This is a genomic window from Halomonas sp. MMH1-48 (assembly GCF_022348105.1).
GTDB lineage: Bacteria > Pseudomonadota > Gammaproteobacteria > Pseudomonadales > Halomonadaceae > Vreelandella > Vreelandella piezotolerans.
The window spans coordinates 18452-42736 of sequence record NZ_JAKRFL010000025.1 but is presented as its reverse complement, the minus strand read 5'-3'; the positions used below and the strand labels follow the sequence as shown (position 1 = coordinate 42736).

The 24285-nt window shown below is 61.2% G+C and carries 16 protein-coding genes; 7 read left to right on the top strand and 9 right to left on the bottom strand.

What is annotated here, in order from left to right; translation table 11 throughout:
• Positions 1–469: 469 nt before the first annotated feature.
• The 4 genes from recD to MHM37_RS15860 all read right to left on the bottom strand — a co-directional run bounded on the left by recD (position 470) and on the right by MHM37_RS15860 (position 7305).
• The gene (recD, locus tag MHM37_RS15875) at positions 470–2668 is read right to left on the bottom strand and encodes an exodeoxyribonuclease V subunit alpha (protein WP_239297293.1); all 2199 of its coding nucleotides are present in this window, start codon (positions 2666–2668) and stop codon (positions 470–472) included.
• Positions 2665–6351 carry an exodeoxyribonuclease V subunit beta gene (gene recB, locus MHM37_RS15870; RefSeq protein WP_239297292.1) on the bottom strand — a complete coding sequence of 1229 codons (3687 nt, stop codon included), beginning with the start codon at positions 6349–6351 and terminating at the stop codon, positions 2665–2667. Before recB ends, recD begins: the two co-directional genes overlap by 4 nt.
• Before the next feature lie 112 nt (positions 6352–6463).
• On the bottom strand, positions 6464–7000 hold the full coding sequence (locus MHM37_RS15865; protein WP_153843785.1) for a hypothetical protein: 537 nt from the start codon (positions 6998–7000) through the stop codon (positions 6464–6466).
• Positions 6997–7305 (bottom strand): nucleotidyltransferase domain-containing protein, encoded by a 309-nt coding sequence (locus tag MHM37_RS15860; RefSeq protein WP_054641497.1) that lies wholly within the window; start codon positions 7303–7305, stop codon positions 6997–6999. The genes MHM37_RS15865 and MHM37_RS15860 overlap by 4 nt, the downstream gene beginning before the upstream one ends.
• 183 nt (positions 7306–7488) lie before the next feature.
• Here MHM37_RS15860 and pncB point away from each other — a divergent pair, with 183 nt between their 5' ends.
• Positions 7489–8664 (top strand): nicotinate phosphoribosyltransferase, encoded by a 1176-nt coding sequence (pncB, locus tag MHM37_RS15855; protein ID WP_153843784.1) that lies wholly within the window; start codon positions 7489–7491, stop codon positions 8662–8664.
• 10 nt (positions 8665–8674) lie between these two features.
• On the opposite strand, the gene recC is transcribed toward pncB, so the two are convergent.
• Positions 8675–12238, bottom strand: a complete 3564-nt coding sequence (recC, locus tag MHM37_RS15850) for an exodeoxyribonuclease V subunit gamma (RefSeq protein ID WP_153843783.1) — start codon at positions 12236–12238, stop codon at positions 8675–8677.
• Between the two features lie 134 nt (positions 12239–12372).
• On the opposite strand from recC, the gene ilvD reads away from it, so the two are divergent.
• Entirely contained in the window at positions 12373–14058 is a 1686-nt protein-coding gene (gene ilvD, locus MHM37_RS15845) for a dihydroxy-acid dehydratase (RefSeq protein ID WP_153843782.1), read from the top strand.
• A gap of 87 nt (positions 14059–14145) precedes the next feature.
• Positions 14146–15342, top strand: coding sequence for a chromate efflux transporter (gene chrA, locus MHM37_RS15840; RefSeq protein WP_153843781.1), 1197 nt, complete (start codon positions 14146–14148; stop codon positions 15340–15342).
• Between the two features lie 52 nt (positions 15343–15394).
• Here the strand turns inward: chrA and MHM37_RS15835 are convergent, their stop codons facing one another.
• Positions 15395–15667: an XRE family transcriptional regulator gene (locus tag MHM37_RS15835; protein WP_139526744.1), complete on the bottom strand. Its 273-nt coding sequence runs from the start codon at positions 15665–15667 to the stop codon at positions 15395–15397.
• A 216-nt stretch (positions 15668–15883) separates the two neighbouring features.
• Here MHM37_RS15835 and purE point away from each other — a divergent pair, with 216 nt between their 5' ends.
• The 4 genes from purE (at position 15884) to MHM37_RS15815 (ending at position 21214) form a co-directional block, all read left to right on the top strand.
• Positions 15884–16399, top strand: a complete 516-nt coding sequence (gene purE, locus MHM37_RS15830; protein WP_139526746.1) for a 5-(carboxyamino)imidazole ribonucleotide mutase — start codon at positions 15884–15886, stop codon at positions 16397–16399.
• Positions 16400–16432: 33 nt separating this feature from the next.
• Positions 16433–17563, top strand: a complete 1131-nt coding sequence (locus tag MHM37_RS15825; protein ID WP_153843779.1) for a 5-(carboxyamino)imidazole ribonucleotide synthase — start codon at positions 16433–16435, stop codon at positions 17561–17563.
• A gap of 223 nt (positions 17564–17786) precedes the next feature.
• The gene (locus MHM37_RS15820) at positions 17787–19385 is read left to right on the top strand and encodes a diguanylate cyclase (protein WP_153843778.1); all 1599 of its coding nucleotides are present in this window, start codon (positions 17787–17789) and stop codon (positions 19383–19385) included.
• A 203-nt stretch (positions 19386–19588) separates the two neighbouring features.
• Positions 19589–21214 (top strand): diguanylate cyclase, encoded by a 1626-nt coding sequence (locus tag MHM37_RS15815; protein WP_153843777.1) that lies wholly within the window; start codon positions 19589–19591, stop codon positions 21212–21214.
• Here MHM37_RS15815 and MHM37_RS15810 read toward each other — a convergent pair.
• The 3 genes from MHM37_RS15810 to MHM37_RS15800 all read right to left on the bottom strand — a co-directional run bounded on the left by MHM37_RS15810 (position 21192) and on the right by MHM37_RS15800 (position 24124).
• Positions 21192–22016: a TraX family protein gene (locus tag MHM37_RS15810; RefSeq protein WP_153843776.1), complete on the bottom strand. Its 825-nt coding sequence runs from the start codon at positions 22014–22016 to the stop codon at positions 21192–21194. The two genes, MHM37_RS15815 and MHM37_RS15810, sit on opposite strands and share 23 nt — an antisense overlap.
• Before the next feature lie 75 nt (positions 22017–22091).
• Complete coding sequence (gene iadA / locus MHM37_RS15805; protein ID WP_153843775.1) at positions 22092–23237, bottom strand: beta-aspartyl-peptidase; 1146 nt, start codon at positions 23235–23237, stop codon at positions 22092–22094.
• 89 nt (positions 23238–23326) lie between these two features.
• Positions 23327–24124 carry a transporter substrate-binding domain-containing protein gene (locus MHM37_RS15800; RefSeq protein WP_239297290.1) on the bottom strand — a complete coding sequence of 266 codons (798 nt, stop codon included), beginning with the start codon at positions 24122–24124 and terminating at the stop codon, positions 23327–23329.
• Between the last annotated feature and the right edge of the window lie 161 nt (positions 24125–24285).

The following is a 24285-nucleotide window of genomic DNA, read 5'->3' as shown; positions in this document are numbered from 1 at the left end:
GGGAAGTGTGTCTGAACGACGGGAAGTGGTTAAAAAGTAGGCAGTTTAAACCGTGCCAATAGGTTTTTAGTAGCATTACGTCTTGGGTAAGATACTTGCTGAGGTGCTATGAGAAATCCGGGCTAGCTGGGCAGCTAGATGTCGCAATAGTTTTAAGCGCAATCCAAGATCATTTCCCACAGGCAATGGGTGTCTCTGATGACTTCCCAAGAGTGTACGATGATGATGTAGACAAAGGGATTCTATTCTTGAAGCAATTTGTCTGGTTGCATCAATACGTACTGCGTGAATCGGAATCTGAAGAGGAGCCACATGATAGTGGAGAGTAGGCCTAACAAGGCGATGCTGTCGGACCAATTTTCCGCTGCGCTCCAAATTTGCCGCAGAGCGCGGCGTTATATCAGCACTACCTCAAAGACTTCTCTTGGTCGAAAACCGACACTACCACCGCTGATGGCGTCGGTTTTAGCTAACCCCCAACCCCACTAACCCTAACCACCTCTCTCACCACCGCCTCATTCAACACTCCGCGCTTGGCTTCCACCACCGTGAGCCATTCGCGGGCGCGGGTGATGCCGGTGTAGACCAGCTCGCGGGTCAGGATGGGGTTTAGCGTGGGCGGTAGCAGTAGGGCGGTGTGCAAAAACTCCGAGCCTTGGGATTTGTGCACCGTCATCGCAAACACGGTTTCCACCGCGTGCAGGCGGGAAGGCAGCACCCAGCGGATGGGTTTGTCGGTGTCGCTCGTGGGAAAGGCCACTCTCAATAGCGTTTGCTGCGGGTTGCGCGGGTCGGGCACGGCCAGAGTAATGCCGATATCGCCGTTCATCAGTTTCAGGCCGTAGTCGTTTTGGGTCACCAGAACCGGGCGGCCTTCATACCAGCCTTTCTCTAGCGTGTAGTCGCTGCCGAACAGCAGCTTTTCGCGGCGCAATGTGCTGGCGATGCGCTGGTTTAAGCCTTCTACCCCCCAGGGGCCTTTGCGCAGCGCGCACAGCAGTTGGAAGTGGCTGTAGGCGCTGAGCACCTCGCTAGCCCAGGCGTTGTAGGCGGTTGTGTTCTCCTCGAACGACTCCCCCCGTGGGCGCTGTGCGTGCAGCACGTTTAAATAGTGGCGGTAGCCGGTGGGTGGGGCGATGGGCTGGCCTTGGTGGTCGGTGCGGCCTTCGCCGTTGGCCGCAAAGCCGCTGGGGCTGCCGTGAATCACCAGCTTATCCAGCGCGGCGTCGTCACTCATTACCAAATGGTGCACATCCGGGTAGCCGTGGCGCAGCACGGCGCTTATCGCCTGCTGTTTTTCCCGTTCGCTTTGCGCATGGCCCGGCTGGTTGATGGCTTTGGCTAGCTGGCCGATGCCGCTGCGTTCATTGAAGCGGTGGCTGACCCGCAGCATGGTAATGGCTTGGTCTAGCGGTTGGCCTGCGGGGTCGATGAACTGCTCAGGCAGCGGTTGGCCGGTGGCCTGGGCCAGCCAGTCGGCGGTGGCCGGGGTGTAGTGGGCGGCTTCCGCACGGCGGCATAGGTCGCCCAGTACCGAACCGGCCTCTACCGAGGCGAGCTGGTCTTTATCCCCCAGCAGAATGCACTGGGCGTGGGCGGGCAGGGCGCTGAGGGTGGCGGCCATCATTTCGATATCTACCATCGAGGCTTCGTCGATCACCAGCACATCCAGCGCCAGCGGGTTGGCGGCGCTGTGGCGGAAGTGGCGGGTGTCGGGGCGAGCGCCGAGTAGGCGATGCAGTGTTGTCACTTCCGTAGGAATCGCGATCTCGCGGGCTGCCGCCGCAGGTGAGTGTTCACTTAACAGCGTTGCCAGCTCAGCGAGCGGTAACGCATTCACCTGCCCGGCGATGGATTCGTTCAAGCGAGCGGCGGCTTTGCCGGTGGGGGCGGCCAGGCGAATGCGCAGCGGCGGGCTGGGGGCTTTGGCCAGTTGCAGGGTTTGCAGCAAGGCGAGCAGGCGTACCACGGTAGTAGTTTTGCCGGTGCCGGGGCCGCCGGTAATGATGCCGAAGCGGCTGCGGGCAGCCAGGGCGCAGGCGGTTTTTTGCCAGTCCAGCCCGTTGCGTTGCTTGAACAGGATGTTGAGCGCTTTGTGGAGTAACCCCGAGGCGCTGGCGTCATTCGTCGCTTCCAGGCGGGCGGCGATGTGTCGGTGCAGGCTTTGTTCGTACTGCCAGTAACGGCGCAGGTAGAGCCGTGTGTTGGGGGTGCCGCTGGCTGAGTGAGTGGTTACTACGACCAGCGGCGTGTTGCCGGGGCCTTCGCTGGTGAGCAGCGGGTGGTGCAGGGCGGCTTGCCATTCGCTGAGTGTGAGCGTAGCCAGCACGTCGCTGGGCAGCGGCGGCGGGTCGGTGAGGTCGTCGCCTTCGGGCGGTAGCGAAAGGGCGAAATCCGGCGCGTTGAGCGTGGCGTTGATATCCAGGCACACGTGGCCGCGGCCTAGCTGGTGGCTGGCCAGTGCGGCGGCCAGTAGCAGCAGCGTGGGGGCGTCCGGGGCTTCACTGGCTAAAAAGCGCACCAGGGCGCGGTCTAAATCTCGCAGCCAGCCTCGCGCTACCCAGCGTTCGCACAGGGCCAGCAATTCCGGAGTGCTGCTGAGTGCCGGGTGGGCGCTGGCGGCTTCGCCGAACATATCGAAGGTGTGGGTGTCGTGCTGGCGGCTCATGCCGTGACCTCCTGTTGGGTGGCGTGTGGCTCGCCTGCAAACAGGCTATCCAGGGCGTCGATGAGTTCAACCGGGGCGGGTTCGCCCACCACGCCGCGCCCAGGGCTGCGGCTACCGCGCAGAAATACCGTCATCGAGCCGCCCAAATGCTGGTGCGGGTCGTAATCCGGCAGGCGCGCTTTTAACAGCCGGTGCATGGCGAGTAAGTAGAGCGCGGCCTGCAGGTCGTAGCGTTTGGCCAGCAGCGCGTGGCGCAGGGCTTCGGGTTCGTAGGCGCTGTCGTTGGGGCCCAGGTAGTTCGATTTCCAGTCCAGCACGTAAAAGCGCCCCTGGTGCTCGAAGGCTAGGTCAATAAAGCCTTTCAGCATGCCGTTCAGGGTGTCGGCATCCAATGCTGGGCGCTCGATCCCTGGCAGTAAGTGCTTGCTTACCAGCGCATCAACGGCTTGGGTATTCACCCGCTTGGCGGCAAACCAGAACTCCAGCTCTACCTGATAGCTTTCCAGCTCATTCAACGCCACGCTTTGCGGGGTGGGCGCGGCCAGCGGCAGCGGTGTGGTGAGCAGGGCGCTTAGCCAGCCCGCTAGCGGTTCTTGCCATGCTTGCCAGCCACGTAGCTGCACCCGCCGCCACAGCATGTCGTTGAGGGCGTCCATATCATTCGCGGCGGTATCGAAGCCTTGCTTGCCTGCCCACTCCAGAAGCCCGTGCAGAAAGGTGCCGGGGCCGGGGCCACGTGGAAACTTATGTAAGTGAAACGCTTCTAGTTGGGATCGTTCTTGAGATAGTTCCCGAGGTTCATCCAGTACTTCAAACGCGGTGGCTTCCTGGGCGGTGGTGGGTTCCAGCGGTGGCAGCACCGGGGCGGTGAGCGTGCCGGACAGCCGCAGCGCTGAGTAGCTGGCAATCCACCAGTGCTCTTTGGCGGTGCGCGTGGGCGTGCGGGCGTGGCCCAGCTCACTGCTTTGCGCCACTTGGGCCACGCGCTCAGCGGTGGGCGCGGGCGGTTGGTGAACCTGTATCTCGCTGCCTTCCACCAGCTCACCAAGCGCTTTATTGAGCGCCTCCGGTGAAAGGGCATTGCCGCCTTTTAGCAGGTAGCCCAGCGCGCTGTTCTCCAGGCCTTTCAGCGGGGCTAGCCCCAGCCAGGTGGCGTGGCGGGCGCGGGTAAGCGCGACGTAGAGTTTGCGCAGGTCTTCCCCCAGCCGTTCGCGGTCGGCGGTGGCGAGTATCGCGTCATCCGCTTCTAAGCTGAGCTGCAGGTTGCCTTCGCCATCGTGCCAGCGCAGCGGTACGTCTTCGGCTTTAACCGGGCGGTGGTTGGCGATGAAGGGCAGGAACACCAGCGGGTACTCCAGCCCTTTGGATTTGTGGATGGTGACCACCTTGACCAAATCCTCGTCGCTCTCCAGGCGCAGTTTGTGGCTGTCGCCGTGGCTTTCCGGGTCGGCGATGGCGTCAAACAGAAAGCGAATCAGCGCGTGTTCGCCGTCCAGTTCGGCGCTGGCCTGTTGCAGCAGTTCGCCCAGGTGCAGCAGGTCGGTGAGCAAGCGCTCACCCTCTTCAAACTCCGCCAGCAGGCGGGCGGGAATATCAAAATCCACCATCATGCGGCGCACCAGCGGCAGCACGCCCTGGCGCTGCCACAGGCGGTGGTAGCGGCTGAACTGCTCTACTCGCTCTTCCCAGGCCAGCTCGTTTTGCTGCAGGTGGTCTAGGTCCGCCAAACTTAGCCCCAGCACCGGCGTGGCCAGCGCGGCGCGCAGGTGCGCTTCGGCCTGGCGGGAGCTGGCCAGCGGCTCGGCGCAGGCGCGCAGCCAGCGCTCTACCTGGGCGGCCATGGGCGAGCTAAACACCTTGTCGTGATCCGACAGGTACACGCTCTTCACCCCACGGCTGGCCAGCGCTTGGCGAATGGCGCGGGCTTCCTGCAGGCCGTTCACCAGTACCGCCATATCGGAAGGCTTGAGCGGGATGAGCGTCTCATCGGTTTGAAAGCCGCTCTTGCCGTGTTGGCCTGCGCTGAGCAGTTCCGCCATATACGAGGCGCAGCGTTCGGCCATCTCGGTTTGGTAGGCGGTTTTGGAGAGCGGCTCGTCGGCGGCGAGCGGCCAGAGCGTCATCGCGTGCAGCGGCTGGCCTTGGTGAATGAGCTGCTCACTGCGGCCTTTGGCCTCTACCGGCAGAAAGGGCAGCGGGTTGTTGCCGCCTTCTTCGCGGAACAGGAAGGCCCCTGCCGGGTGTTCATCGGCGTAGCGGAAGCAGTGGTTCACCGCCTCGACCATGGCGCGGCTAGAGCGGAAGTTGGTGCCCAGCGTCACGTGGCGGCCTGCGGTGTCTTCGCGGGCTTTGAGGTAGGTGAAGATATCCGCGCCGCGAAAGGCGTAAATGGCCTGCTTGGGGTCGCCGATCAGCAGCATGGCAGCGTCTCGGCGGGGGTTGGCGACCTCGTACACCGCGTTGAAGATGCGGTATTGGATGGGGTCGGTGTCTTGGAATTCGTCGATCAGCGCCACGGGGAACTGGCGCAGTATCTGCGCGGCCAGCGCCTCTTTGTTGGGGCCTTGCAGTGCGCGGTCCAGGTGGGTGAGCAAGTCGTTGGGGCCCATTTCGGCGCGGCGCTCTTGCTCCCGCTCCAGACGCACCTTGCACCACTGCACGGCGTGAATCAGCAGGTCGTTGCGCGGCTCGGGCAGGGTGTTCAGGGCGGCGGGAAGTTCGGCCAGTGCTTCCCAGGCGGCGGGGCAAGGGGGCGCGCCCTCTTTCCATATTTCTGCCATGCCCTCTGGGGTGAGGCGTTTCCAGGCGGCGGGGGTGAGTGCGGGGCGGGTGGCGTCGCTGTCGCACCACTCCCGCAGCGAGCTTAGCCAGTTGGCGCGGCTTTTGGCATTGAAGCTTTGGCCTTTGAAGGCTTTGCGTTTGGCGGCGTCCTCCAGTGCGGGCACTAGGTCGTCTAGCCATGCGGGCCAGGGGGCTTTTAGCTCGGTTAGCCGTGCGTGGCGTTCGGCTTGGGCGTCGCTTAGGGTTTGCTCGGGTTCGGGGCGCAGCGCGCCCAGTGCATCGCTTTCGTGGAGCAGCTTGCGCACGTCTTGGTGTAGCTGATCGGGGGATTTCCAGTAGCCGGTGATGCTGCCCAGCGCCTCAGCATCCAGCGGGTAGTAGAAGGTGCGCCAGTAGTCGCGGACTACCTCTTGTTCCAGCTCTTGCTGGTCGTTTTCCAGGTTGAGCGAGAAGAGGCTGCCGCTATCGAAGGCGTGCTCCCGCAGCATGCGGTAGCACCAGCTATGGATGGTGGACACGGCGGCTTCGTCCATCCACTCGGCGGCCAGCTCCAGGCGTCGGGCGCAGGCGGGCCAGGTGGCCTCGGGGTATTGGCTGCGCAGCGCCAGAAGAAGAGAGTCTTCACCCTGATCACGAAATACGGCAGCCGCCTCCACCAGCCGATGACGAATACGTTCGCGCAGCTCCTGGGTGGCGGCGTTGGTGAACGTGACCACCAGAATTTCCGGCGGGGTGAGCGGGCGTACAAAGGCGGTATCGTCGTCACTGTGCTGCCCGCCCAGCACCAGGCGCACGTAGAGCAGCGCGATGGTGAAGGTTTTCCCCGTGCCCGCGCTGGCTTCGATCAAACGGCTGCCGTGAAGCGGCAGCGTCAGCGGGTTCAGCGGGGCGGGCTGGCTCATTCTCATTCTCCGAACATCACGGCAGGCGAAAAGCAAAGCGCCTTGGGTGGCTGACCCAAGGCACCGGCACTATATCGCGTTGCCAAGAGCTGGGCAAAAGAGCAAAGCAGCGTTAGAGACGGGGTTGAAAGACGGTGTCGAATTCGTCAGAGAAGTCTTGGGTGGCAGGAAAAATGCCCAATTGTTCAGCACTCCATGTCACTAGTCTTTTTGAGGTCACAAGGAGAACGTCGGCAAGTTCGTTCAGCAAGTTAAAGTGCTCTGCTATTTGTGCATAGTGCGTCGAGTAATCATGAGCGGCAATATTGCGAATAGCGCGGCAGCGCTGCCAGTCACTGGTAGCGTCCACGACGCCCTGCTTTTCGAACAGCGAAAGGACTTTGAGAAAGCTGTCAGTAGACTCACCTGCCAACAGGGCGCTGTGCCGCATAGCAGAAGCAATAGAGTCCTGTAGCTTGGCAAACCGCTCATTGATAGCGGCCAGTGTTTCAAAAAGGTCGACATCTTTTTTATGGTCGGCTAACCAATCACCGTCCAAAGGCCATGTGACTTTTTTGCGTGATTGATGAAGAAACCAAGCGCAGCGCTGAATGGCTTCAAGCAGTTGCGCCAGATAGCGCTGCTGTTCGCTAAGTACATCCTGGCTCATGCGGCTACCTCAAGCGTCATTGGCCGTGACTGGGCGAGTGCAATGGCTTGAAACGGAGTAGGTTCAGCTGTTGTTACGTAGGTCACGATATCAAGCGGTAGCTGGAGGCGTTGTTCTAGCGCCATCTTGAACTCAGCACAGGCGAGTAGCGGGATGGCGTTGGGGGATATAAGCAGCAGATCGACATCGCCGCCGCGCTTACTATCATCTAGCCGCGAGCCGAAAACATGCACTGCCACCGAAGGCCCTACAAACTCACGGACGCCTGACAGAATAAGCTCGCGCTGTGATTGCGAAAGACGCATGGAGTCCGCTCCTAGTGATAAACCGGTGTTTAAATGGTAGCACTCTACTCACGATAGCAGATAGCCGTTCGCCCACCTGCTAGCCATAGTAAACAGGGGTTAGGCTGTGAGGTATCGTCGCCAACTGGTAATCTAATGGGCTAGCCGCTCTTGGCGATCTGTTGATGCTGGTGAAGGGATCTCATGCTGACCTCGCTTCTGGATAACGATTTTTACAAGATCACGATGCAGAATGCCGTGATCAAACGCTTCCCCTATGCCCATGCCCGCTACGCGTTCATCAATCGCGGTGAGCATGCGTTTCCCGAGGGCTTTGGTGAGGCGCTGCGCGGTGAAGTGGTTCGCATGGCGACGCTGCGCTTGTCGGATGAAGAGAAGCGCTACCTGCAAACCACCTGCCCCTATTTGGATCCCACCTATCTCGATTTTCTCGCGGGCTTTCGTTATGACCCCAGTGAGGTCACGATCGAGCAGCAGGGCAGCGAGCTGTCGGTGGTGATCGAAGGCCCGTGGTACCGCACCATCTTATGGGAAGTGCCGCTGATGGCGGTGATTAGCGAGCTTTGGTACCAACTGCGTGGCGTGGCGGTGACCAAAGAGGATGAAGCGCTCATCGAGCAGCGCACCCGCGAGAAGATCGAGCTGTATCGCCAGCACGGGCTGAAGATTGCCGAGTTCGGCACTCGGCGGCGCTTCTCGTTTGCGGTACACGACCGGGTCGTGCAGGCGCTGCGCTATTACGGCGGTGAGGCGTTTAGTGGCACCAGCAATGTACTGCTCGCGATGCGCCATGGGGTAAAACCCATCGGCACCCACGCTCACGAGTGGTTCATGTTCCACGGCGCTCGTTTTGGTTTCAAAATGGCCAATAGCTTGGCGCTGGAGCACTGGGTGGATGTCTACCGGGGCGATTTGGGCATCGCGCTGACCGATACCTTTACCACTCGTGCTTTTTTCGAGAGCTTCGATAAGAAGTTCGCCAAGCTGTTCGACGGCGTTCGCCACGATAGCGGCGACCCCATCGAGTTCGCCGATGCCACCATGGCCCACTATCAGCGCTTGGGCATCAACCCATTGAGCAAAACCATCATCTTCTCCGATGCCCTGACGCCTGAAAAAGTGGAGCGCATTCGTTCGTTCTGCCAGGGGCGAATTGGCATGGCGTTTGGTATTGGCACCAACTTCACCAACGATATTGGCGTGGCGCCCATGAACATGGTGATCAAGATGGTCGAGGCCCGCCCCGAAGGGCAGGGCTGGCTGCCGGTGGTGAAGCTCTCCGATGTGCCTACCAAGCACACCGGCGACCCGGAGATGATTGCGTTGGCGAAGAAAGTCCTCAGCATGGGCCGTTCCTAGCCGTGTGGCTTTACTCCTTTTTGCCCTTAACAGCGAAAAAGAGCGGTGCGTAAAGTGATTCGGTCAGTGTGGCAAAAGTATGTCCGTTGGCCTGCTCGAAAAACAGCCGCTCGAATCGGGGCCATTGGTGGCCTAGATAGGCGCTTTGCGCTACTTCCCCGGTCACTTTGTAGCCGCCTTCATAGGCGGCTTCGGCGGCGGCGTAGGCGTCGCTCTCTCGTCCTTTCTCTTGTGCCATGTCCGGCGTGCCTTGCTTGGCCAGCCAGGCAAAACCGGCCTGTGGGGATAGCGGCAGCGGGGTTTGCAGGCCCGATTGCCACGCGGCGAGCTGGGTTTCTAGGTGCTGGCGTGCGGTCTCGGCATCCATCGGCTCCAGCGTGACGTGTCCGGCTTTGGAAAGTAGCCGGGTGGTCATCGGGCCGTTGAGGTTGCCTGCCAAGTGGGCGACCCAGGGGCGCAGCAGGTGGCTCCAGCGGTATTGGCCGCGCCCGCTGCCCTGGCTAATCAGGCTGCTGCTGAGCAGCAGCAGGCGGCAGCGCTGGCCTTCCTCATCCTGGCGCAGCTCGCCCAAAGGCTCTTCCAGCGTTAGGCCGTGGGCTTGGAAGTGAATCATGGTGTCGGGCAGGAGATGCGGCCATGCGTCTAGCGCCTCTTCGTAGGCGTTGAACAATTCCTCCATGGGGTCGGCGAGTGCCGCGCGCATGCGTTCGCCGAACGCGCCCATGGCTAGTACGCCTTGGCCTTGAAAGCGCTCTAGCGCCTCGTGCAATGCCTCGATACGCGGCTGGCCGTGATCCACCGCCTGGCGCTGGGCGGCAATCAATTGGTCTTGGAGCTGCCAATTTTGCAGGCCATCCAGCGCGAAGGGCTCGGCATCCAGTTCGGCCATTGCCTCCTGCTCGAAATAGACCCCCAACCGGGTATTGAAGAAGCTGCGCACCGGCTCGCGCAGAAAGCCGCCCAACTGCGCCAGCGAGAGGCTGGTGGGGGCGTTTTCCGGCGCGGGTAGCATGCGCTCCACCGCAGGCGGCGTGCGGGGGGCGTGCACTTCCCGCCATTCGTGGGCGTAGGTGAACAGGCGGCCCGCCGGGTGGTTGAAGTAAGCGCGGCTGAACGGCTGCAGCGGGTGTTCGGTGGTGAGACTTTCCAGCAGCGGAGCGCCGGTGTGCGTTTGCCAGCCAGCCTCCAGGTGGTCGCGCAACTGGCCCACCAGTACCGAGGGGGGCAGCGGGGAGTTGTCGATCTGGCTGCGGCCCATCCAGCTGATGTAGAGCTGGTCCCGGGCGGAGAGCAGCGCTTCGAGAAACAGGTAGCGGTCGTCTTCCCGGCGGGAACGGTCGCCGGGACGGTAGTCGCTGCCCATCAGGTCGAAATCCAGCGGTGGCTGGGAGCGGGGATAGTCGCCGTCGTTCATGCCCAGCAGGCACACCCGCTTGAAGGGGATGGCGCGCATGGGCATCAGCGTGGCGAAGTTGACCGCCCCGGCCAAAAAGCGCTGGGAAAGGCTGTGTTCATCGATTTGTGCCAGCCAGTGTTCGCGCACCATGGAGAGCGGCAGCGGGTCGTCGAGTTCTGCTTCCTGGCTGCTTTCCAGCATCTGCTGCAAGCCGTTTTCCAGCTTGGTGAGCATGATGCTTTCCTGGGCATCGTCGGTGAGGAAGAAGGTTTCCAGCAGCGCCCGCAGCCGCGCGACCCAAGTGGCGGCATCGGTGGGTTGGCAGAAGGTTTCCCAGGTGGCGTCGAGTTTTTCAAGCAGCGTGGCCAGTGGCCCTGCCAGGCCCGCTTCCAAGCCGCCAATATCATCAAAGGGCTCGATGCCTTGCCAGGCGTGGCCGTCGCCCACGGTGTAGCCCAGCAGCAGGCGGCGCAGGCCGAAGGCCCAGGTGTTTTGGCTCAGCCCGCCGGGCAGCTCCAGCCGCTGGCGCTGCTGGGCGTTCAGCCCCCAGCGGATGCCCGCGCCTTCCATCCAGCGCTCCAGTACTGGCAAGTCGCGCTCTTCTAGGCCAAAGCGCTGGCGCAGGGCGGGTACATCCAGCAGGTCGAGTAAATCGCTCACCGACAGGCGCAGCTCCGGCAGCCGTAGCAGCTTTTCCAGCGCAATCATCAGCGGCAGGCGGTGGCGGCTGGCTTGGTCGGAGAGCGTATAGGGAATATGCCGCGGGTCGTCGGTGGGCAGCTGGCCAAATACTGCTTCAATGTGCGGCGCGTAGCGGTCGATATCCGGCACCATGACGATGATGTCGCGCGGGCGCAGGGCGGGGTCGGCGCTGAAGGCGGCCAGCAGCTGGTCGTGGAGAATCTCCACTTCCCGCTGGGGGCCGTGGGCGATATGGAACACGATGGAGTCGTCGTGCTCGGGCAGTGCGGGCCAGTGGCCTTGGGTTTCTGCCACCGGGCGTAGCTCGCGGATATCGTCTTGCAGTTGGCTGAGCAGGCAGTGGCGCTCCTCGCCGCTGAACGGCTCGAACATATCGATGCGCAGCGCCTGCTGCTCGAAAAGCGTTTGGTAGTTGCCCGCGTCGTCGTGCTCATCGAGTAGGCGGAGGTAGTCGCGGCCCTGCTTGCCCCAGGCGGCCAGCAGCGGCTGGGCGTGCAGGTGCAGGGCGTCATCGGCATCGCCGGTGCCTAGTACGTCCAGCGTGTCAGGCATGCCGGTTTTGCGCCGCTGACGATAACGCTGGGCGCGTAGCAGGTCTTTGTGCTCGATGATGTCCGCCCAGTAGAACTGGCAGGGGTTGTGCACGCACAGCACGATTTGGCAGCAGCGGGAGAGCGCTGCCAGGGCTTCCAGGGTTTGTTGGGGCAGCGACGAAATACCGAAAATGATCAGCCGACGGGGCAGCCCCGGCGGGCAGGCTTGGCCCTCTAACTTTTCGGTGGCTTTCAAGAAGCGCTGGTGTACCTGGGCGCGGCTGCTGTTCAGCCCGGCCTCGCCTTGGGTGGCGGCCACATCGTCACGCAGGATGCGCCACAGCGAAGGCTGCCAGCGCTGATGCTCTTCCAATGGGCGGTGCTCGCCTTTGGCAGTAATCAGCACATCGTGGCCGTTGGCCCAGGCGTCCAGCCAGTCGGCGCGGTACACTTGGTACTGGTCGAACAGGTCTGCTAGCCGCTCGGCCAACTGGTAATGCTTGCGCTGGTCGCGGTCGGTTTCTAGAAACTGCGCCAGCGGCTCGAACACTGGTTGCCCGGCCAACGTAGGCAGCAGGCGCAGTAGCCGCCAGACCAAGCGCGACTTGTCGAACGGCGAGGTTTCCGGCACGGCATCGGCGTGTTGGGAAACGTGGGTAAGCACCGTGCGGTAGGCCTGCCATAAAAACCGCGCGGGCAGCATGACGTCCAGCGCCGCCGCAATGCCCGCACCGCCGTTCTTAGGGTCTTCCGCTAACGCCAGCTTTAGCCACTGCCCAATACCATTGCTCTGCACCAGAATGGTTTCGTTCTCTAGCGGCCCCAGCGGGTGCAGCCGCATCCACTCCACTGCCAGCCCGCGTAAATCCTCCAGGCGATTGGCGTGCACCACCATAAACCCGGGCGTCAGCGAGGTGGGGGAGAACAAGGCATTGGCATGCATACGGCGGCGTTCCTTCACGGCAATCGGCGTTACGGGGTGCGGTGACGCTATGGTGCCATAAGTTAAGTACCTTGCGGGATGTAAGATATATCGCCAAGCTGTGGCCTCTGCCATGCAATGAAGAGGAGTCCGTGATGACCGAGCCGACCAATCATAGTACCCGCCGCCACTCTGCCCCGGTGGTGGATGGCCCCGGTAAAGCGGCTAGCCGCGCCATGCTGCGCGCCGTGGGCTTCAACGATGACGATTTTCGAAAGCCCCAAGTAGGTATCGCGTCCACCTGGAGCATGGTGACGCCGTGCAATAGCCACATTGGTGAGTTGGCGGAGCTCGCCCGCGATGGGGCTGATGCCGCAGGCGGCAAAGGCGTGGTGTTCAATACCATCACCATTTCTGATGGCATTGCCAACGGCACCGAAGGCATGAAGTACTCGCTGGTCTCGCGGGAGGTGATTGCCGATTCCATCGAAACCGTGGCGGGCTGCGAAGGGTTCGATGGCCTGGTGGCGATTGGCGGCTGCGATAAGAACATGCCGGGCTGCGTGATGGGGCTGGCACGGCTCGACCGCCCCAGCGTGTTCGTTTATGGCGGCACCATCATGCCCGGCAAGGGCCACACCGATATCGTCTCGGTGTTCGAGGCGATGGGCGCCCATTCCCGTGGCGACATCGACCTGATCGAGCTGAAAAACATCGAAGAGACGGCGATTCCCGGCCCTGGCTCCTGTGGGGGCATGTACACCGCCAACACCATGGCCTCGGCCATCGAGGCGCTGGGCATGAGCCTGCCGGGCAGCTCGGCGCAGAACGCGATTTCCCAAGAGAAGCGCGACGACTGCAAAGCTGCAGGCGAAGCCGTGTTGGCGCTGCTGGCTCAAGACATCAAGCCTTCCGATATCATGACCCGCGAAGCGTTCGAGAACGCCGTGACCGTGGTGATTGCCCTGGGTGGCTCCACCAACGCGGTGCTGCACTTGATCGGCATGGCGCGCACCATCGGCGTCGAGCTGACCCTGGCCGATTTCACCGAGATCGGTAAGCGCGTGCCGGTACTGGCCGACCTGCGCCCCAGCGGCCACTACATGATGAGCGAGCTGGTGGCGATTGGCGGTATTCAGCCGCTGATGAAAATTCTGCTGGACGCTGGACTGCTCAACGGCAACTGCTTGACCGTGACCGGTAAAACGCTGGCGGAAAACCTCGCCGATGTCGAGCCCTACCCGATGGATCAGCAGATCATCGCGCCGCTGGGTAATCCGATCAAAGCCGAAAGCCACCTGCGTATTCTGTTCGGTAATCTAGCGCCGGAAGGGGCGGTGGCGAAAATCACCGGCAAAGAGGGCACCCGCTTTAGCGGCTCGGCGCGGGTGTTTGGCTCGGAAGAGGAAGCCCAGGCGCGTATCAACGATGGCACCGTGGTGGCGGGCGACGTGGTGGTGATCCGCTACGAAGGCCCGAAGGGCGGCCCCGGCATGCGCGAGATGCTCACGCCCACCTCAGCCATCATGGGGCGTGGCTTGGGTAACGACGTGGCGCTGATTACCGATGGTCGCTTCTCGGGCGGCAGTCACGGGTTCGTGGTGGGGCATGTCTCGCCGGAAGCGTTCGACGGCGGCCCGCTGGCGCTGGTCGAAGATGGCGACCCCATTACCATCGATGCCGAAGCCGATACCATCGACGTGCACATCAGCGATGACGAGATGATGCGCCGCCGCGCGGCCTGGCAGCAGCCTACGCCTCGCTATACCCGCGGCGTGCTGGCCAAGTACGCGCGGCTGGTCAGTTCGGCAAGCACGGGGGCCGTCACCGACCAAGAGTAACCTGTCCGGTTAGGCTGTCACTAAGTCGTCAAGCGCAAGGCGTACCCTCAACGCTTTGCGCTTTTTAATGAGTAAACGGTGGGCATGATGGCGGTAGAAAATAAGATTCGAGGACGCGCTAGCGAGGTTTTTTGGGCGTTTTTAGCGCTGGGGCTGACGTCGTTTGGCGGGCCGGTGGCGCACCTGGGCTATTTTCGCACGGCCTTCGTTGAACGCCGCCAGTGGCTCAGCGAGCAGGCGTACGCCGATTTGGTCGCGCTGTGCCAGTTTTTACCGGGTCCCGCCAGCAGCCAGGTGGGCTTTGCCTTAGGGTTGATGCGTGCTGGCCCCTGGGGAGCCGCGCTGGCGTGGCTGGCGTTTACACTGCCCTCGGCCATCGTGTTGGTGCTGTTTGCACTGGGTGCCGCCGTGCTGGAGGGCCGGGTGGCCAGCGGCATCATTCACGGCTTGAAAATCGTCGCGGTGGCCATCGTGGCCCACGCGGTGTGGGGCATGGCGCGCAACCTCTGCCCGGATAAAACTCGCACGGGCATTGCCTTGGCGGCGGTGTTTGCGGTGGTAGTGGTCACCGGGCCGCTGGGTCAGGTGGCGGCGATCGTGTTGGGCAGCGCGGCGGGCTTGCTGCTGTGCCGCGACAGCACGGCATCGGCGTCCAGCGAATCGCTGCACTTCCCGGTGTCGCGCCGAGCGGGCACGTTAGCGTTGGCGCTGTTCGCCATTCTGTTGGTGCTCTTACCGCTGTTAGCCGGAAGCGCCGGTTGGTTGAACGTGGTCGATGCCTTCTACCGCTCAGGGGCGCTGGTATTTGGCGGCGGCCATGTGGTGCTGCCGCTGCTGGAAGCGGAAGTGGTGCAATCGGGTTGGGTCACGGCGGATGCGTTTTTGGCGGGTTACGGCGCGGCACAAGCGGTGCCGGGGCCGCTGTTTACGTTTGCGGCGTATTTGGGAGCGCTGCTGCCGGGCATCCCTAGTTTGGTGGGTGCGCTGTTAGCACTGCTAGCGATTTTTGTGCCGGGGTTTTTGCTGCTGGTCGGCGTGCTGCCCTTTTGGAATCAGTTCCGTCAGTGGAGAAGCGCTCAAGCGCTGATGCGCGGTGCCAACGCTGCGGTGGTGGGGATTTTAGGCGCGGCGCTCTATCAGCCGGTGTGGACCAGTGCCATCGTGGGGCCTTACGCGTTCGTGCTGGCATTGACGGGCTTTCTGCTGCTCTCCGTGTGGAAGCTGCCTGCTTGGCTCGTCGTCATTCTGGTGGCGCTGGGCGGCGTGATGATTCCGCCCCTGTAATCGGGGCGGGAAGATACTCAAAGAGGGTATCGAGCGGGAGGTGGCGTGGCTACTATGGCGCCTCCGGCTCTAACGTGCGACGCAGGACATTCAGTTCGTCGATGTCCAGATGCTCGAGCCTTCCGGCGAGCAGGTCGCTGATCTTTTGAACGGGTAAGCCAGCCCGGCGGGCGATTTCACGGCTCCCCAGATCTGATACGGCGATCAGGCGGGTAATGATGCGCATAAGGCGCGTACGTTTTTCAAGTTCCCTGACATCGAGGTCAGGGCTGCTTCGCGGAGGATCCATCGCTTCTGCGTGAGCAGTCGAGTATGCCGTACTCATGTGACTCCATCAGTCTGAAATGACAAACACACAATGCCGCCAACTCACGCGGTTTTCAATGCCTAATTCGAGGAAAATTTCACACGCCTCACCACGCCCGCAAACGCCCGTGGCTCTGGTAAACTATGCGCCTTCCTAATTCTGAGTGAGCCGCGCTTTGCACGGCTTATGGACTGCTTTCTAGCTTATGTTAGGCCGTTGGCCGAGGAGTTTTGCATGTCGAACAGCGCACCCAAAGTGGGCGTGATCATGGGGTCGAAGTCCGATTGGCCGGTCATGGAGCACGCGGTGGCGATGTTGGAGCGGCTGGGCGTTCCCTACGAGACTCGCGTGGTGTCGGCGCATCGCACGCCTGACTTGCTGTTCGATTATGCCAAAAGCGCTGCCGAGCGCGGCTTGCAAGTCATCGTGGCCGGTGCCGGTGGAGCGGCTCATTTGCCTGGCATGGTGGCATCACAAACGGCGCTGCCGGTACTCGGCGTGCCGGTGGAGTCCAAAGCGCTGAAAGGCCTGGACTCACTGCTCTCGATTGCGCAAATGCCGGGCGGTATTGCCGTGGGGACGCTGGCCATCGGCAAAGCGGGGGCCACCAATGCTGGCCTGCTGGCGGCTCAAATCGTTGGCCTGCACGACAGCGCCGTGCGCGACGCCGTAGATGCCTTCCGTGCCGAACAGACGCAGATGGTGCTTGACAACCCCGATCCGCGCCCCGAAGCGGACCAAGCCCAATAGGTAGCCCTCATGAGCGGACAGAGTGCAAACCGTATGATTGCAAAAAACATTGGTGTTCTTGGGGCGGGTCAGCTCGGCCGTATGCTGGCGCTGGCAGGCTATCCGCTGGGCAATACCTTCACGTTTTTGGATACCACCGGTAACCCCAGCGCGGGCATCGGTGAGGTGATCGTCGACCCTGATAACCAGCACTTGGCGGCGTTCCTCGAGAAGGTCGACGTGGTCACCTACGAGTTCGAGCACCTGCCCGTGGCGCTGGTCCAGCAGATCGAGCAGCACAAGCCGGTGTATCCCGGCAGTCGCGCCATTGCGGTGTGCCAGAACCGAGTAGAAGAGAAGGCGCTGTTCGACCGCTTAGGTATTCCCACGCCCGCCTACCGCGTGGTGGAAAGTGCTGAGCAGCTCGCCGCCGCCGCCGCCGAGCTGGGCTGCCCGGTGGTAGCCAAGTCGGTCACCGAAGGCTACGACGGCAAAGGGCAAGCGGTGCTGAAAGCGCCAGAGCAGGCCCAAGAGGCGTGGGAGGCCATTGGCCATTCACAGCTCATCGTCGAGGCGTTCGTCGATTTCGTTCGCGAAGTTTCGATGATTGCCGTGCGCGGCCGCGATGGGGAGGTGGTGTTCTACCCCATGGCCGAAAACCAACACGTGGGCGGCATTCTGCGCTACTCCGTGGCGCCGCTACCGGATTTGGACGCCAGCGTTCAGCAGACGGCCGACAGCTATATTCGTGCGCTGCTTGACGAGCTGGATTACGTTGGCGTGTTGGCGCTGGAGCTGTTCCAAACCCGCGACGGCAGCCTGTTGGCCAACGAAATGGCCCCGCGAGTGCATAATTCTGGCCACTGGACGATGGATGGCGCCGTCACCAGCCAGTTCGAGAACCATCTGCGGGCAGTGCAAGGTTTGCCATTAGGCGCAACGAACGCCACTGCGCCCACTTGCATGGTGAACGTCATCGGCTTGGAAGGCGACAATGCTGCGCTGCTGGCCATGGCCGACACGCATCTACACCGCTATGACAAGGAAGAGCGCCCTGGGCGTAAGCTGGCGCATGTCAACGTCGTGGCCGCCACCCACGCCGAGCTGTTAGAGAAAGTGCGTGCTTGCCAAGCATTGATTCCCGATGCGCCTCCCGTGGCGTGGAGTTTCGAATCCATGCTATAGGGATTCCTACAGGTCGACCCCTCGCCTTTTACTACTTCACCTCCATCGTTGGATGCCCCAGCGATGGAGGTGAATTTTTGTGACAAGGACTCCTCAAACGACGCCACCATGATACAAGGACCATGTCGTTTGGATGTCGCCACCGTTCACCCACGAATGCGTGAAAGGCATTACCTATGTGAAAGGTCGCTCTCCGTATCACTGAACGTATGGTGTCTTGCCCATGATAACGTCTTCAGGCTTGCCCAGTGATTTTCCTCAACCATGCTCGGTAGACACCATGCGTTTACGCAGCGAAAAAGTGCGCCTTCTTTACGCCAACATCTGGCAGCCTGTGTCAGCAGGCATTTTAGGTGCTCTCGTATTAGCGGCCGTCATGCGAAACGTAATTGATACGGCACATGTAGTGATGTGGTTTATCGTCCTTTTGGCCGTGTCTGCCTGGCGGTTGTGTGACGCCCGTCGTTTTTTGCAGTCGTCGCTGGAAGAGCAGGCAAAGGCCCAGTGGCTGTGGCGATTCGCTCTGGGAGCGCTGGTGGCGGGGTGCACATGGGGCGGCGGTGGCGTCTTGATGTTTCAGGGTGAGCAAACGGATTATGTGGCTTTTCTCGTGATTGTGCTGTCAGGCGTGGCAGCGGGTAGCGTTACGATGCTTTCGGCTGTGTGGTGGGTGGCCGTATGCTTCATCATCCCGATTAGCTTGCCCTTGCAAGTGCTGCTACTGCTCTCGCCAGCGCCGACCCAGCAGGCTATCGGTGGGTTGATTATTGTGTTTGTCGGTTTGTTGATTCTTACCAGCCGACGCCTGGGACAAGTCATTCACGATAATATTTCGCTACGCATGAGCATGGCCGATCGAGAAGCAAAATTGCTTGAGAGCGAAAATCGCTACCGCTCCATCTTTCAAAACTCACCGCTGGGCGTGCTTCACTTCGATGAAGACGGCAAGGTGACGGACTGCAATAGCAAGCTGCCGGTGATCCTGGGCGTTGATCGTCGTTGCATCGTGGGCCATGACTTGCTTGTGCCTTCCGCAGACCCCCGGGTGGCCGACAGCGTCAGGGATGCGATTGAAAAAGGGGCGGGTTACTACGAAGGCACGTACCACCTCCCCAACACCCAAAAAAAGACGCCACTGCGTGCTTTTTTTAACGGTGTGCACGGCATGGACAATCGCATTATTGGTGGGGTGGCCATTATCGAGGACTTCACCGAGCGTAAACGCAGCGAAGAGATCATTTATCGCCAAGCCTATTACGATGCGCTCACGGATTTGCCCAATCGGCGTCTGTTCATCGAACGGCTGGAATCGCTCGATACCCACACGATCGACCAAAAGCGCAGCGGGTTGGTTCTGTTTCTAGACATGGACCGCTTCAAGTTGATCAACGACACCCTGGGGCATGCGGCTGGGGATGCATTGCTGGTGCAGGTCGCGCGACGCTTGGAGTCTTGCCTACGCGACGGCGATATGGCCGCACGGTTAAGTGGCGATGAATTTGTTTTGCTGGCCCTGTTTGACGAAGAGAACGCGAGCCAAACGGACGCTCTTGCCGAGCAGTACATGGCCCGCGTTCAGCAGGCGCTGTCAGGGAAATACTGGTTGGAAAACCGCTTGGTCGATGTTACCCCGAGTATGGGGTACACCTGCTTTGATACGGCGGCCTATAACCATGTCGACGTGCTCAAGCAGGCCGATATCGCCATGTATCAGGCCAAATCCGAAGGCCGTGCGCGGCTGCGTCGCTATCAGCCGTGGATGAGTGATGAGGTCAACAGGCGTGTTAGCGAACAATCTTCCCATGTGGCCCCGCGCCGCTAGATCTCTAGGGCATGAAGCGATCCAGGCAGTCCTGATGGGCTGACGTCATCGCCCTCTTTTCGTAAGGCAAGCCGCTTAATAACGCGGCTTTTTTATTGTCGGCGGCTACTCCTTAATAGCGCGTAAACGTGCTAAAACAGGTGTATTAAAAACAACCTAACCAATAAGATTGGCGTCAAGCCGACTAAAAACAGGGAGTTTGTATGTCGCCCCCCACCCCCCTTGCCGCCACGGCAACGGCCTCTGGGCTGCGCAGTGGTTATCAGCGTGATCACCACATTACGTTGCAGCGTTTGCGCGGTGAAAAAGTGCGCTTGCTTTACGACAACTTATGGCAACCGGTGTTGAGCAGTGTACTGGCAGGTGGGCTGCTGGTGGCGGCCATGTGGCCCGTAGTGGACACCCCACTGCTGTTGGGGTGGTTTGTGTCACTGGCATTGATTTCTACCGTAAGGTTACTGCTGGCGCAGCGGTTCAAACGGTTGCCCGCTCTCCAGCAACAGCGTCGACGGTGGTTGCATTGGTTTGCCATGGGGGCCATTGCGTCAGGCTGTGTTTGGGGAGCTTCCGGCGTGCTGCTGTTCAGCCATGACCATCCTGGCCAAATCGCTGCGCTATCGATCGTGCTGGCTGGCATTGCGGCAGGCGGTGTGACGACGCTCTCGTCGGTATGGTGGATTGCCATTGGCTTCGTGCTTCCCATTCTATTGCCGCTTAAGCTGCAGTTTCTGCTGCAAGGCTCGCCACTATCGATTTTGATTGGCTTGATGTTAGTGCTGTTTTTAGGGTTGATCATGGCGACCAGCCGACGTTTTAGCCGGACCATCCATGACAATATCGCTCTGCGGGTGAGCATGGGGGCCCGCGAAGCACAGCTCAAGGAGAGCGAAAATCGCTATCGCTCCATTTTTCAGCACTCGCCGCTAGGCGTTCTGCACTTTGATGAGCAGGGCCAGATCACCGACTGCAATAGCAAGCTGCTGGATATACTGGGCGTGGAGCGCTCGAACCTGCTCGGCTACCGTATGCTGGATCGCTCTGCCGACCGTGATGTGGCGCAAGCGGTGAAGGATGCGCTGGAAAAAGGCACCGGCTATTACGAAGGCACGTATCGACTGCCCAAAGCCAATGAGGGAACGCCGCTGAGGGCGTTTTTCAATGGGGTTCACAGTGCTAGCGATCAAATGATAGGTGGTGTGGCGATCATCGAGGACTTCACTGAACGAAAGCGCAGCGAGGCGATCATCTATCGCCAAGCCTACTACGACGCGCTGACCGATTTGCCCAATCGACGGCTGTTCATCGAGCGTCTGGAGGCGCTATGCCGAGAGCCAGAGAGCGGCCAACGCGGAGGCTTGGTGATGTTCCTGGACATGGACCGCTTCAAGTTGATTAACGATACGCTTGGCCACGCAGCGGGCGATGATTTGCTCGTACAGGTCGCGCGCCGTTTGGAGTCCTGCCTACACGACCAGGATATGGCTGCCCGTCTGAGCGGCGATGAGTTTGTGCTGTTGGCACTGTTCGATGTGTCGGAGAGCGAGGCACTCGACCTTGCCGCTGCCCGCTATATGGCGACCGTACAGCAGGCGTTGGCCGGTCAGTACCGCCTAGAGAGCCGCTGGGTCGAGGTCACCCCGAGCATGGGCTATACCTGTTTCAATGCCGCTGACTGTGACCACGCAGATGTGCTCAAGCAGGCGGATACCGCGATGTATCAAGCCAAGACCGAGGGCCGAGCGCGGCTTCGCCGCTACCAGCCCTGGATGCGTGATGACGTGAACAAGCGCGTCGCCGAGCAGGCATCTACCCCGCCAATTGACCGCTAAGCAGAAGCCACAGGGCAATGAGGGCGAAGTGCCCTGGGTACCACGCCAGCCATAAACGTCGGGGCATGGCCAGCGCCACCGGCGGCACTCGCTGGGCTGCGCCTGCGGCGAGCATCAGGACCAGCACGCACGTGGCGACGGTGAACGATTTGGCCATGTCGGAGGCGTTCATTTGCCCGGCAATCCACAGTACGGGAAATGCCGCGAGCCCCGCCCATAGGCGTGATTTCAGCGCATCCCCTGTGTCACTGAGCGCCTGCATCGCAAACATGAACAGCGGAATCAGCAGCAGGCCGTTGTGGCCATACTCCACCCAAAATCCCAATAGATACCACACCGTAACGCCGACGGCAGCGCCTAACATGAGCCAACCAAAGCCTAACGTTTGCTGTTGATAGTGCTGCCAGCCTTGCCGTACCAGCGCTCCTAGTGCCAACCCGCTGGCCAACGTAAAACAGACGTTCAAAATGAACGCATCGGACGCGCGGGGCATCATCATGTAGGGAATTTGCGCAACGAGCCCAATGATCAGAATGCGTCGCGAATAGCGAAGTGGGTTGCGGGTATTGAACAGGCCGTGCCACGCCACCATGGCGGCAAAGAGGGGGAACGCAATGCGCCCAATCGAGGAACCCGCCCAGCTCAAATCCCAATCACCCGGAAGCACGTAGCGGGTGAGGTGATCCACGGTCATGGTGAACAGCGCTAGCCACTGTCCCCATGCGGTCCAGTGGGAGGAGGGACGAAACGCGCTTGTCGTCTCCTGATGGGGCGTTGCGGGGCCCGCCGTCGTTTCAGCCATGCTACCTCCTTGTATGTGGTGGGGTGATAGTAAAGACCCGGTTTGGCTGAGCAAGTTCGCCGGAGGGCGTGACACTTAGCTGGCGCTGAAAATGGGTTTGCCCAGTGCCCAGACCTGGTCGATGGCCCAGTGATTTTCGCTTAGTACGATGAAATCTGCGTCCGAACCCGTCTGTAAGCGGCCTTTGCGGGGCAGTTTGAGCGTATCGGCGGCGGTGGTCGACGCGCAGCGTAGCGCGTGCTCCATGTTGATCTGATGCTCATTGACGCACTCGCCCAGCACCTCGAATAGACTGCTGAGTTTACCGGGTTTCAAGCCAATAAACCGGTGTTGATCATCAAATTCCGGCAGCGAGGCGTTGGCATCGGAGGAGAGACTGAGTTGGCCGGGCTCGATCCGCGCTTTCAGCGCCCGAGCCACTGCCTCGGAGGCAGGCACTTCACCACCGGCCAGCAGCTCGGGCGTGGTGCTGGTGGTGAAGTCGATGCGCCCGCCTTCACGGGCAAAGCGCAGGCCATCTTCGAACAGCGCGGCAGTGCGGTTTATGTGAGTGGGGTAGAACTGCGTCAGCGGGATGGCGCTGTTTTTGGCGACTTGGCGCAGCGGCTCCAAGTGGGTGTCGGCGTCGCCGGTGTGAATGAAGACGATGCCTGATTTCCCTGCGAGCAGCCCGGCGGTGCGGGCGTCGGAGGCTAGCCGCGTTAACTCTTGGGTAGTGGGTTGGGAGCCGCGATGGTCACTAATCGCGACTTCACCCACGCCGATGAACTCAGGAATGTAGAGAATATCGCTGGCTACCGAACCAGTCAGCGTAACGGGGGGGAGTTGGTAAGAGCCAGTGTAGGCGTAAGTGCTCAGCCCGCCAGCGGCCAGCTCCCGCGCTTTGCCAATCAGGTTGGCTGGGGTGCGGGTAAGTGCATCGGTGCCTAGCGCGCCCACCAGCGTGGTCACCCCGGAGGCACAGGCGTCTTCCAGGCTGAGTTCGGCGGTGCGGTTGCCAAAGCCGCCTTCACCGCCACCGCCGATGTAGTGCACCAGCGGGTCGACGAACCCTGGAATCACGCGGCGCCCTTCCAGGTCCACCGTACGAATCAGCGTGCCCAATTGATACGTTTCATCGGCATTCAGCACGGCGGCAACGCGTTGGTCGGCGATCAGCAGGTGGCACAGCCCAAGCGGTTCGGGGGCAAAGAGTTGGGCATTCTTTACAAGTGTCAGCATGGAGTTCCCTGGAGAGTCATCAGAAACGATAAGCGCCGACCAGAGGCCGGCGCTCGTAGTGGTAGCGTCAGGCTATTCGAACAGCGCGCTTATAAACGTACATCGTAGTTGAAGTAGCGGTTCATGATCTCATCATAAGTGCCGTTCTCCTTGAGCGCGTGCAGAGCCTCGTTGAAGCGTTCGGCCAGGGCTTCATCGCGGGGGCGAAACGCCATCCCCACACCTTGGCCAAAAATCTCCTCGGGCTGCTTGATGAAGTCGCTGATGCGCTGGAAATCGCTCTCTGGCGTGTCGATATCGATGGTGGCTTCGGCGATGGGGTAGTCCATGAAGGTGAGGTCCAGGCGGCCCGCCATCAGGTCGGTGACCACATCGTCCGCACCGGTATAGCGACGGATCTCCAAGACATCGCCGTAAAGCTGAGTGACGTAGTTGTCCTGCAACGTCGCTCGCTGCACGCCAACGGTCAAGCCTTCCAGGCTGGCACGATCTTCGATATCGATCTCTTTATCACGGGTGGTGATCCAGGCGCTGGGCGTGGTGTAGTACGCCTCGGAGAACAGCACCCGCTGGGCGCGCTCGTCGGTGATCGCCATGGAGGACATGATGGCGTCGTAGTTACGCGCCAGCAGTCCCGGAATGATGCCGTCCCAGTCTTGCTCGACCCATGTACAGGTGACCTCCATGTAGGCGCAGGCAGCGTTGCCGAGCTCGATTTCGAAACCGGTGAGCGTGCCGTCGGCCTCGCGGTACATGAACGGCTCGTAGGGAACGTCGACGCCCAGACGAACCTCGTCGTAGTCCCGCGCCAGGGCGGCAGGGGATACCAATGAAAGTGAAACACCTGCCGCCAGAACAGCGGCCACGGACAGCGTTGCATAACGCATAGTCAGTCTCCTGAAGCGATTTTAGTAGGTAGGTCGATGCTGCTTGTGTGCCAACCGCCTCGGGGCGGCTATGGCAGGGTGTGCGCTAAGCGCAGGCGTGCCGTGCGTCGTTCACGCATGGCAAGGTGCACGCAGGAGCGCGCGTTGGCACGGGCGTGCCA